Raw genomic sequence first — 12314 nt, 5'->3', positions numbered from 1 at the left:
ACAAATTCATTACGAATACTGGTGTACTTCTCCTGTGCCAGATCATACCTTTGCGGCGGCTTTTCCGCCCATTACGGTGAGCCGAATGCATGGCTAATATTCTACGTTCCGTTCTCTGGTCGATCTTGTTCCTTTCCACCACAACAATTTCCTTTGGTCAATTCGCGACGGGAACGTTGGTCAATTCCATCGTGGATACACCATTGCTCCAAGCCGTGGACCTTGATGGCGACGGCGACATTGATCTGGCCGGGTCATATACGGACGGTTTTTTCAAATGGAACGAGAACACGGATGGTGCCGGCACCTTTGCACCAACAACTGAACTGATCCATTCTGGAGGTTCCAGCCAATTCGCCGTTTTCGCGGATCTTGATGGTGACCTTGATCATGACCTGGTCTGGTATCATGCGAACGATTCAACAGTGCGCGTTTCCTGGAACAATGCAGGAAATTTCGAAACGCCTGTGATCATTGGCGCATTGCCCAACAGTTCAATTGGTGCCCTGAAAGTGGCCGATGTGAATGACACGGAGTTACCTGAGATCATCGTAACACTAGAGAGCAACGGTGTGGGCCATATAGCGATCTTCCCGAATGTTGCCGGGGTGTTCCAACCGAAGATCGAGCTTCCTGAATGGTTCATGGGAGATGTCCCCACTGTGCTGCTTACGGGCGACCTGGACGATGAGGAAGGAAAGGACATGTTCGTGATCAATTCAGAGGGCTTGACCATGGCAGCGCTGAATACCAATGGAGATGGATCGGAATGGACATTGGACACTCTTTTTCAGATATTCTCCTACCCGTATACCAACCCGCAGCTGATCGATGTTGATGGTGATGGTGATCTCGACATAGCAGAAGCGAGTAGCTCCGTTGTTCAATGGGCGGAGAACATTTTGAATACGGATCCTCAATTCGATGCGTTCAATACACACGAGCTTGAACCATTCACTTCTGCTGGAAACGGAGCTTTCGGTTCGGTCGGTTGTGGCATAGGATCCTCGGTGGTGTATGTTCCAGCCGATCCACAACTTCCTGTTAACTGGGATACGTATTTGCCCGCAACAAATGGATTTACCGGTAGCGTGGAGTTGCAGAATGTCCCCCGCGGTTCGAACTTGATCCTGGCCGATGTCAATGCCGATGGTAGGGACGATATTATCATGACCACCTCGGTCGGAGCAGAAGTGTACTTCAGCATCGTTGAACCGCCTACCACGGTCATTGAGCTTCCGACATTTGAGACCTACTGTAAATCAGGACCACCGATCGAATTACCACAAGGAATTCCCTCAGATGGAGAGTGGAGCGGACCTTGGGTAACCAACGGCCTATTCTACCGAAGTAACATCGGTTTCCAAACAGATGTTGCTGTGGCCTATACGGTCCGTGAAGTACAGGGTTGCCCGGTTGCTGGACTTGCTGACCTGCATGTTGTAACAGCCCCGATCGTTGAACCCGTTCTAGGCCCGGTGATATGCCGCGGAACCGGTCCGTACCTCATGACCTCTGAGCCATCGAACACCGTGTGGAACGGACTAGAGCCTGGAAACATTCTTGACCCCATGACCTACGCTGGCCAAGTGATCAACTGCGTCTACGAAGATCCTTCCGGTATCGTTTGTGGTACCGTGGTCGGTCCGTTCAATGTTTGGAATTCCATTTCTGCAGAGCTTCTACCCGCTGGTCCGTTCTGTGTTACGGATACGGCTCAACAGATCTTTCCAGCGATCGAACTCCCCAATAATAACTGGATGGGTGACGTGAACGTAACTGGTGATAATACCGCGTTCTTCGACCCGACACAAGGACCCGGTGAATACACCATAGTGCTGCAACGCAACGGTTCAATGGCGCAAGAATGCGGTGCCACTGACACGCTTATCATTTCTGTAAGTGACGCAATACCGCAGATCGATGTTACCACACTCCCGCCCTATTGTGCAGGACAGCCGGTAGATCTGAGCGGTGCAACACCGACCGGTGGCGAATGGAATGGTAATGGAGTCATCAATGGGCAGTTGGACCCGAACGTTGTTGGCCCTGGAACACACATTGTGAACTACGTGTATCAAGCACCTGAAGGGTGTTCTAATTCTGCTGAGGTCACCGTGGAATTCGTTGCTGATATCGTGCTGGACTGGAATGCCGATGACCTGCAATTCTGTACTGTCGATGAACCGGTTCAATTCACTGCAACACCTGCTGGTGGAGTTTGGAGTGGAGACGTTACATCGAATGGTGTGTTCGATCCTTTCTTCTACACGGAAGGAATGTACCTCTTGCAATACACCTGGACGGATGTGAATGGCTGTATCGTTGCAAGTGGTATGGTGGTGCCGGAGATACTTCCGAATACGCCTGTCACGATCACTCCGATCGGTGTGGTGTGTTTGAACCATCCGGCATTTGAGATCGTGGGATCCTTATCGGGCACGTGGTCCGGGTCCGTCAATGGAACCGGGTCAAGCATCACCTTTGACCCATCGACACAGGGAGAAGGCACGTGGCCCGTAATACTTATCGCACAAGAGACCGGCATGTGTGCAGGATCAACCTCGATCAACGTAGTGGTAGATCTGTGCGTTGGAATTGAGGAATTACCCTCGGAAGTAGGGATCACACTCTCGCCGAATCCGTTCAATACACAAAGTATGCTCACGGTTCATGGCACGGGCAAAGCCCAGATCGATGTGCGCGATGCTACTGGACGTTTGGTATTGAGCAATACGATAGCGGTACAAGGCTCAACAATACATACGTTGGACCTAAGCAATGAAGCGAACGGCACGTACAGCATCAGCGTATTGCTCAATGGCAGCGTTCATTACCTGAAAGCCGTTAAGGTGAATTGAGAATGACATCTACGTTCAGCAGAACATCGGGCCAATATTGATCCGACCCAAGAAAAAATAAAAGCCCGGCATTGAATGCCGGGCTATCGTTTTTTAATGCGTGTTCCTAAGGCAGAACCAAGGATCACGAGCGACTCAATCCAATCCTAGTTTGATCTGCTTGCCTGGGGAATCTCCTAGTAGCGGATCGTTAGGCGAACGTTCATCTTCTTCAGCAGCTTTTGCTCGACGGAATTTCTTCATCGGCGATTCCTCCAACCCTTCTTCCTCCGGTGGATCAAGATTGCCTATCTCATCATCGGAGATCAACATGGATTGTTTTTCCTCCAGGTCCGGGGTCATCGGTGTGAAGACCGGATCCATAAGTTCAAGATCCTTCACTTTGTACTGTGTAAGTCGGTTACCCAATGCTTTATAACCTTTTACCGTGATGAAGTCCTCCAGGTCCACAACCTCATCGGGTCGATCATTGCTGCGCTTATCAAACCGAACGGTTATGTTCGGATGCGGAACCAAGCTATGGATCGCCAATTTGCTATCAGCATGATCCGTAATGAAGTGCACCGGTTCCTTGCTCTGCTCAACCATGAATCGCTTCACTTGGTATTGCTGCTTCTCACCTTCCCAATACACCGCACTTACAACGACCTTCGGATTCCATTTCACGATGGTCAATGCCGCATCCGGGAAGTGCGTGCTCAATGTGAACGGGAAAAGTTGATAGGTACCATTGCTCAGTATGGCAAGGATCCGATCATCGCCTGTGAACCGACCGAGGTATCGACCGTGGCCGGTATCATTCAACCGACGTATCGTTTCATCGAACCAGATCGGTATCGCTCCAAGCGTTGATCCGCCACGTTCCTTTTGGGTGATCTTGCTCACCAAATAACGCGTCAGCAAGTTTCCCTTGGATCCGCGACCTTTCACACCCAGTTTCGCAAAATCAATATCGAACTTGTTCTTCCGCAGATTCGGCCGTGGACGTAGCAGGATCTGAACGGTCTCTGAAGCACCGTCCGGGTTCACCGTGAAGTACTCGATCTTGGAGCCTTTGACACCATTGGTCATATCGTACTCCTTGTCCCGCGTAATGGCCGTTACCGTAAAGCGCTTCATGAAATACGCACCCTTCGGACCATCCTGGTAGATCAAGTGGTAGATCGTACGGTCATCACCTTTCTTCCAAACGCCGACGTGCAGAATTCCTTTGCCAATGAATTTTTTATCGGCAACCTTGGTCACCATCATCGTTCCATCGTCGCGGAATACGATGATATCATCAATATCTGAACACTCGCCTACCAGCTCGAAATTCCGTAGACCCCATCCGGCAAATCCTTCGGCACGATCCACGTAAAGCTTACGGTTAGCAACGGCGACTGCCGTAGCAACGATCGTATCGAACGTGCGGATCTCGGTCTTGCGCTCGCGGCCCGCCGCATACTTCTTCTTTAGGTCCTTGAAATGCTCAACGGCGTGGTCCACGATATGATCCAGCTTGTTCTGCACTTCGGCCAATGTGTCTTCCAAATTGCGGATGTGTTCATCGGCTTTGAACGCATCGAACTTGGAGATCCGTTTGATCTTGATCTCCGTTAACCGCACGATATCCTCTTCCGTAACCGGGCGACGCAATTCATGGATATGCGGCTTCAACCCTTTATCAATGAATGAGATCACCTGTTCCCAGGTCTCAGCATCTTCGATCTTGCGGTACACTTTCTTTTCAATGAAGATCTTCTCCAACGATGAGAAATGCCATTGCTCCTGAAGTTCTCCCTTCTTGATCTTCAGCTCCAACTCCAACAGCCGCAACGTATTCGCGGTGCTGATCCTCAACAGTTCGATCACTCCGATAAAGCGTGGCTTATCACCACCATTCGGGCCTGTACCCGTTTCGATCACAACAGCATTGGGCGCAATACTGATCTCGCAATCGGTGAACGCATACAATGCATCAATGGTCGTATCCGGACTAACACCAGCTGCCAAATGGATAAGGATCTCCGCATTCTCGGCGGTGTTATCCTCGATGTGCCGAACCTTGATCTTGCCCTTGTCATTGGCCTTGATGATGCTCTCGATCAAATTGGTGGTAGTCGTACCGAACGGGATCTCGTGGATGATCAGCGTCTTGTTATCCTCCTTTCGGATCCGAGCTCGCGTACGTATGCGACCACCGCGCTTCCCTTCATTGTAGTTCTGCGCATCGGCCATGCCGCCTGTTGGGAAGTCGGGCACCAGATCGAATGAACGTTTCCGAAGGCATGCAATACTTGCATCGATGAGTTCCACGAAATTGTGCGGAAGCACTTTGCAACTCAGACCTACGGCAATTCCTTCTCCACCTTGCGCCAACAACAACGGGAATTTCACAGGTAGATTAACGGGTTCCTTGTTCCTGCCGTCATAGCTCAATTGCCACTCGGTCGTCTTCGGGTTGAAGACAACATCCTTCGCGAATTTGCTGAGTCGTGCTTCGATGTAACGTGGTGCAGCTGCACTATCGCCGGTAAGTGTGTTGCCCCAGTTTCCTTGGCAGTCTATCAACAGGTCCTTCTGTCCAAGTTGGACCAGCGCATCACCGATACTGGCATCACCATGCGGATGGTACTGCATGGTATGTCCGATGATATTCGCCACTTTGTTGTAGCGGCCATCATCCAGATCATCCATGCTATGCAGGATACGGCGTTGCACGGGTTTCAGTCCATCGTACAATGCTGGCACTGCACGTTCCAGGATCACGTAGCTCGCATAATCCAGGAACCATGTCCGGTACATACCGCTTACCGAGAACGCTGCGTTGCCGCCTGTTCCGGGAATGCCTTTACCCGGTTGGTCTTCACCACCGGTCTCTTCCTGTTCTTCGTTCTGGTCCAATTCTTCGCTCATCCGATCTTTTACAATGCCGCAATTGCACACACGCTATTACTCGCTCCCTGTCCTCCTTGGCTTCTTCGCAGCGCAAGATCCCTACAGATCACGGCACCAAGCCCAACATCTGATATCGTGAAGGTCAACAATGGATGACCTGAGAAGGCCTCTGGGGATACCCCGGTTCCGGTCACGTAAACTTCATACTCCGGAATTGGGCTCAGGAAAAGGTCTTCGCGCACACGAATGTCCACCTCAAGATCATAATGCACCTGTCCATCGACCGTATACGTCACTGTGCGGCTATCCGCAAGTTCAAATAAAGATGGACCCGCGTAATCAGGATCAAAAGGATTGTTCGTGAGTGTATCAATATCGATCTTCTGTTTGCCACAGCCCGCTAATGCTAGCAGACCAATACCGATCGCAACGCAGTATGCTCCTAGTTTCATTTGTTGATCGGGATCGTAATACCAGCCATCCAAAAACTTCCCTGCGCATCAGGGACCCAGGCCAATCCTTCGAACCGGACCTTTTCCTTATCCTCGAATACGGGTTTATCACCACGTTTCGTAACAAGCCTGAAATACACCATGGCTCCCGCTGCCACTGTTGTAATGGCGGCGCTCACATAAAGCCCTGTTCTTGCTTTTACAAGATCATCGTTATGCTCAGGAATGGTCTTATCCTTCAGCACGGATATTTCTCCTGGGGTACTTAGCTCTTCATAGGCCATCCGATCCGCATCCAATTGGTTCTTTGCCGACGCGTATATACTGTAACTGACCCCCGTCCAGACCAAACCGCCTGCAAGTGCTACGGTCGATATGATCCGACTCCTACGCACTGAATTATACCGGCTTAACGCATTCCGGTAGTGTTCATACTCCGGACTATACGGTAGCCTTACCACAAGATCGGTGGTGTGATCAGCCACAACGAATACAGGCGTATCAACAACCATACGTTCAGGTGCCCACACCGAGAAATGATGCAACCCCTCGGACAACTCCACTTCCCGTTGCTCCATTTTGAACTGCTTGTCCACTACGAATTTGAAGTTGTGTCCAGGATCCACCAATAAGCGGATCTTGCCCGCGGATTGCGCGGATACCACGAATGGCGCAACTAAAAAAAGATACAGGTATGCACTGCGCAAGGTCATACGTCCATTTCCACTTCGTTCGCCTCCAATTTGCGCGCAATGGTCTTTACCGGATCTTCCGCGATCTCTTCCACAAGATCCTTCTCCACCACCAAATTGGCAATGATGAACTCTTGGCGTGTAGGCGTGTTCTTGCCCATGTAGAAACCGAGGAGTTCCTGCACCACGGCATCCTTGGTGATCATCACTGGCTCCAAGCGGATATCCTCGCCAATGAAGTTCTTGAATTCATCCGGACTGATCTCACCCAATCCTTTGAACCGGGTGATCTCCGCGGTCTTGCCCAACTTGATCAGCGCACGTTGCCGCTCCTCGTCGCTGTAACAGTAGATGGTCTCTTTCTTGTTCCGCACACGGAACAGCGGCGTTTGCAGAATGTATAAGTGATCGTTCTTCACGAGGTCCGGAAAGAATTGCAGGAAGAAGGTCATGAGCAATAACCTGATGTGCATACCGTCAACGTCCGCATCCGTCGCGATCACGATCCGATTGTAGCGCAGACCGTCCATGCCATCCTCGATGTTCAGCGCCGCTTGGATCAGGTTGAATTCCTCGTTCTCGTAAACCACCTTTTTCGTTAATCCGTAACAGTTCAATGGCTTTCCTTTCAAACTGAATACGGCTTGCAGATTCACATCGCGGCTTTTCGTAATACTACCACTGGCACTGTCTCCTTCCGTGATGAAGAGCGTGCTACCCTCTTTGCGGTCGTCCTTCTTCGGATCGTTGAGGTGGATGCGGCAATCGCGCAATTTGCGGTTGTGCAAGCTTGCCTTCTTCGCACGATCCCTGGCCAGTTTGCGAATGCCGCTGAGTTCCTTACGCTCCCGTTCGTTGTTGAGGATGCGTTGTTGAAGCACATCTGCTACTTCCGTATTCTTGTGAAGAAAGTTATTGAGCTCGCGGCCCATGAAATCACCAATGAACGAGCGCATGCTCTGCCCACCTGGTTCCACTTCCAAACTTCCCAACTTGGTCTTGGTCTGGCTTTCGAAGACCGGCTCCATCACCTTTACGCTGATCGCTGCCACTATACCGGTGCGCACATCGCCTGCTTCCCAATCCTTCTTAAAGTAGTCCTTTATCGTTTTGGCAACTGCCTCCCTGAACGCTCCTTGGTGCGTACCTCCTTGCGTGGTATGCTGGCCATTCACGAAGCTGTAATACTCCTCACCATAATGGTTCGCGTGTGTGATGGCCACCTCGATATCATTGCCTTTCAAGTGAATGATCGGATAAAGCGGGTCGCCATCCATCTTCACCTCCAGCAGATCCAAGAGTCCATTCTTGCTTTGATACTTCTGCCCGTTGAAGTAGATCGCAAGACCCGTGTTCAAGTAGCAATAATTCCAAAGCAAGCGTTCTATGTGCTGGGTCCTGAACTGGTAGCTCTTGAACATCTCCGCGTCCGGCTCGAACACCACTCGGGTTCCGTTGGACTCGTCTGTCTTCACCAATTTCTCGTCCTTCCGTAACACACCGCGATCAAATTCAGCCCGCTTCATCTGGCCATCGCGTACACTTTCGATCTTGAAATAACCGCTTAAGGCATTCACCGCCTTGGTACCTACTCCGTTCAGTCCCACGCTCTTCTTGAATGCCTTACTGTCATACTTGGCACCGGTGTTGATCTTGCTCACAACATCCACCACCTTCCCTAACGGCACACCACGCCCATAGTCTCGCACTTCCACGCGTGTTCCTTCAATGATGACGTCCACTTTCTTACCGTGGCCCATCACGAATTCGTCGATGCAATTGTCCAGCACTTCCTTGATCAGGATGTACACACCATCATCGAAACTGCTACCATCGCCTAGTTTCCCGATGTACATACCCGGTCGTAACCGGATGTGTTCTTTCCAATCGAGGGACCGGATATTGTCTTCGTTATAGATCGCTTCACTCATTCTTCCACCTTCTGGAACCCACTATTCTCAACGCTTTTCCTTTGATGGGACGAAATTAGCGCTTAGGGCCGGGCCGATGAAGGGTGTTGAAAACTTGGGAGCCATGTCATTTTATCCCGAACAGACGCGGCGAAGCGCCCTCATTACCAGTGGAAATGGACCATACCCATTGACCAGAAAATTGGTGCTCGCCGCTACGGCATCTGCTCCAAAACAGTGGCGGTGGGCACTACGCCACCGATATTCGTGAGGATGATATCGCGGTCGTTGTTCTGTCCGGTGTAGAGTACGGTACCGTCCAAGTTCACATCGGCAAGGAGATAACCCGTTACGGAGTTCGTAGGCGTAATCCCTCCGATAGTCAGGAGGATGAGGTCACGGTCGTTGTTCTGCCCCGTGTAAAGGAGCTCTTGGTCCGGCTCAGTGTTTCCCGCCCAAAGCAGCATTTTATTACCCGAAATTTTGCGTGCGTTAGTGCCGTAGGTGATCGTCGTGGACGTTGTGAGATCAATGGAAGTTGCTGTGCTGCTGAGCGCAAAGGATGATCCGGACATACAGGCCAAATGATTGCGATGACGGATGGCGATCCTGTAATTTCCTGGATTCACACAAAATCCTAATGCACTCGTTCCATTCACTGCTACGATATCTCCATCACGCTGTAAAAGTCCCGCCCGGGTTTCTACAACTGCATAGGGCGAACTGGTTCCGCGTAACTCGACAAGGACCCAGTCAACAATGGCGTTATTACCGGACACGGCCAGAACAGCTGAAGTAGTGGTCAATGCACCAAGGACCGTGTATCCCAGTTGGCTGTAAGGTTGTGTTGTGGGGATAAGACCATTCGTACGCAACCCATCATTCATGAGCTGGGTACTTGAATTATACGGACCATCCAAAAACACTTTCGCTGCAACGACCACGGTAGGCGCCAATTCGCAGGGTAACGCAAGCGTTACGAAATTACCGATACCCGAATACGTTAATTGCCCACCCGCACAGATCTTTGCTACACGAAAATTATAGGCTGTACTGGGTAGTAGCCCTGTAACCGAATACGAGGTCTGTGTGACCGGAGCGACCGTTGTCCAGTTGCCTTGCGGCGCAACCCGATACTGTAATGAGAATTCACCTAGCACCCCATTCGATCCCCATTCCAATAACGCACCATTATAGGTTATTGAATCAGCATTTAGATCCGATGGCACAGGACAGGACTGCGCAACGGCATTGGCATACAGTAAATAACATTGGTCCGCACTGAATGCTCCGTTGTAGCCAAAAACGTGGATGATATAATTCCCAGGCGCTGCGTTCGGATAATTGATCGATTCGGAGGACGTTCCTGAAGCTTGTGAGTATGCCAGTTGGGTACCTGAACTATTCCTAAGATAAAGATCATAGTCACCGGCCAGACCCGATAGGGTAATATAAATATCGCTTGTAACAGTGGTCGTGAATGAATAATAATCAACATCCACAGCTGTTGCGATCAACGCATTCAATTCTCTTGGAAGCACTATTGCACCGGCAGTTGTGATCGAATTATTGGGTTCCAAATTATCCGGACATGGAGTTGCTGAAATGAAAGTGTATGTTGCGGAGTAACCAGAATTGGTGCCTCCACAAACGCTTAGTACACGAAAGTCATAGGATGTGGTCGCAGTTAATCCTGTAAGCGGATAGGTGTTGCCCGCAATTCCCGTTACGGTTGTCCACGTCCCGCTTGAAGTCGGTTTCCACTGCAACGTATAAGTTGTAGCTCCGATCGCTGCCCAGGTCAATGTAGCCGCTGTTGCGGAAACTCCAGCTGCAAAAAGGCTTCCGGGAGCATCGCATGAATTTCCACAAACTGTTAAGCAGGACGCACCATTGACAGCAGTCACGATCCGGCCAGTAGGTTGAGGACCGAAGCCATTGACGAACTTTATTCCTGCACTGACCAAATGGCAATAGCTCATGATCGTGCCACCCACCGCAGATGTAGGTACCGGGCCTATTGGGCAACTGCCTTCGGAGTACTGTGAACCGTAGGTGGGGCCGCAGCCGTCTATCGCCGTATTGTTCCCATTCCATGAGCAAGCATGCGTATGCTGACTTCCCAGACTATGGCCTTGTTCATGCGTAACTACTTCAACGCTCCAACTGTAAGTAGGGACATTCGAATAGCTGGAATAAATTCCACTGTAGGCCATGCGGTATCTCGTTTGCGCGTTACATAGCGTATTAAGCCATGCAACCCCACCATAACTCCCTAGGTCGATCAAATGCGCCATGTCACCATTAAAACTGGTACGTGTAACACCGAATTGATTCAACCTACCATTGGAAGTTGTTTGTCCGTAAGGACTTGCTACATCCCAAACAAATACTTCGGATAGTGTTACATCGATACCATCATTGGCGAACAATGTTGCCGACTGATTGAATAAACCGGTTATAAAAGATGTGGTTGCAGCCAGACTTCCCTTGTTCTGATAAATGTCATAGCCGACCTCCCAATAGTATCGAACACATTTCGTTGTGCGCGAAGCATCCGGCACCGGGTCCGTTCCATGATCCGATACAACAGAATGCGTAGCTTCCGTAGTGCCACACATCGTATTGTTGATTCCGAGGAGGTCATCTTCATGATATAGAATATGAAAACCGGTCCTGTCATTTTCAAGTGGACCAAGTACCCGCTCGCCCGATCCATTACTGATAATTCCCATCACCTGTTCTTCAAAAACACTTAGTGCGACCACTGAATTCGGGTCACCCGCTATCATGCCTCGGTAATGTGCAGCTTTTGCCAGTTCCACGCGGCGCCCTGTGCTGGCCGCTATTAAGGAAAAATCATCCGTCGTAATGTCAATGCGCTCAAGTTCCAGTACCACGTTACCCGTTGGTGATGGCAGCGTTAAACGGATAAAAGCATCAACTTCCGCGATGAGCTCGGTACACTTGGTTGCATCCAACTGTAAGAGGGTTGCCGCTTTGCATGCATCCTTCCAAAGGGCATCGGTACTTGATGAACTCGGAACAACCTTGAAAAGATCCACTGGAACGAAACGGGTCCCTTTCGCGGTCAATAATTCGATCCGCTTAGCGACCAAACCGCCATGATGCGCTTCCTGCGAATATGAATTAGAGAACACAAGAGCAGCACTAAGACTAAGTAGGAATATCCTCATCATGGAATTTTTTGATCCGATCAGCACTTACAAAAACAGAGGAGATAGTGTCACTGTGGGAGAGTGAACTAGCAGTAAATGCGTTGAACGGGGAAGTGTTCAGCCATTGCAGCAAGAAACCCAAAACTAAGCAAGTGTCAAGGACAGGAACAGTAAAATTCGCCGGATCGATCACAAAAAGATATGAAGACCACTGTATTCAGTCATCATCCGATCAATTTTCATGGTCTGCATCGGAACCTCACCACCGATGGCCTGATCACCTTCACCCAATGGTATTCGTTCAGATCACTTTTGCTGAAGTGCTGTGGGAAAATAGGAT

General features: G+C 50.2%; 6 protein-coding genes. 1 reads left to right on the top strand and 5 read right to left on the bottom strand.

The genetic code is table 11. From position 1 onward, the window contains the following. The first annotated feature begins 89 nt into the window (after positions 1–89). Positions 90–2861, top strand: a complete 2772-nt coding sequence (locus IPF95_12870) for a T9SS type A sorting domain-containing protein (GenBank protein ID MBK6475581.1) — start codon at positions 90–92, stop codon at positions 2859–2861. A gap of 135 nt (positions 2862–2996) precedes the next feature. Here IPF95_12870 and IPF95_12865 read toward each other — a convergent pair whose 3' ends face one another. From IPF95_12865 to IPF95_12845, 5 genes are all read right to left on the bottom strand, one after another. Beyond that, the gene (locus tag IPF95_12865; protein MBK6475580.1) at positions 2997–5759 is read right to left on the bottom strand and encodes a DNA gyrase/topoisomerase IV subunit A; all 2763 of its coding nucleotides are present in this window, start codon (positions 5757–5759) and stop codon (positions 2997–2999) included. Between the two features lie 8 nt (positions 5760–5767). Beyond that, positions 5768–6193 carry a hypothetical protein gene (locus IPF95_12860; protein MBK6475579.1) on the bottom strand — a complete coding sequence of 142 codons (426 nt, stop codon included), beginning with the start codon at positions 6191–6193 and terminating at the stop codon, positions 5768–5770. Continuing rightward, positions 6190–6900, bottom strand: a complete 711-nt coding sequence (locus IPF95_12855; protein MBK6475578.1) for a hypothetical protein — start codon at positions 6898–6900, stop codon at positions 6190–6192. Before IPF95_12855 ends, IPF95_12860 begins: the two co-directional genes overlap by 4 nt. 2 nt (positions 6901–6902) lie before the next feature. Further along, positions 6903–8816 (bottom strand): type IIA DNA topoisomerase subunit B, encoded by a 1914-nt coding sequence (locus IPF95_12850; GenBank protein MBK6475577.1) that lies wholly within the window; start codon positions 8814–8816, stop codon positions 6903–6905. 194 nt (positions 8817–9010) lie between these two features. Continuing rightward, positions 9011–11995, bottom strand: a complete 2985-nt coding sequence (locus IPF95_12845) for a fibronectin type III domain-containing protein (protein MBK6475576.1) — start codon at positions 11993–11995, stop codon at positions 9011–9013. Positions 11996–12314: the final 319 nt, after the last annotated feature.

The sequence above is a fragment of the Flavobacteriales bacterium genome, from assembly GCA_016704485.1.
In the GTDB taxonomy this organism is placed as follows: domain Bacteria; phylum Bacteroidota; class Bacteroidia; order Flavobacteriales_F; family PHOS-HE28; genus PHOS-HE28.
The sequence above is the reverse complement of the archived record's forward strand: the minus strand, read 5'-3'. Positions and strand labels throughout refer to the sequence as shown.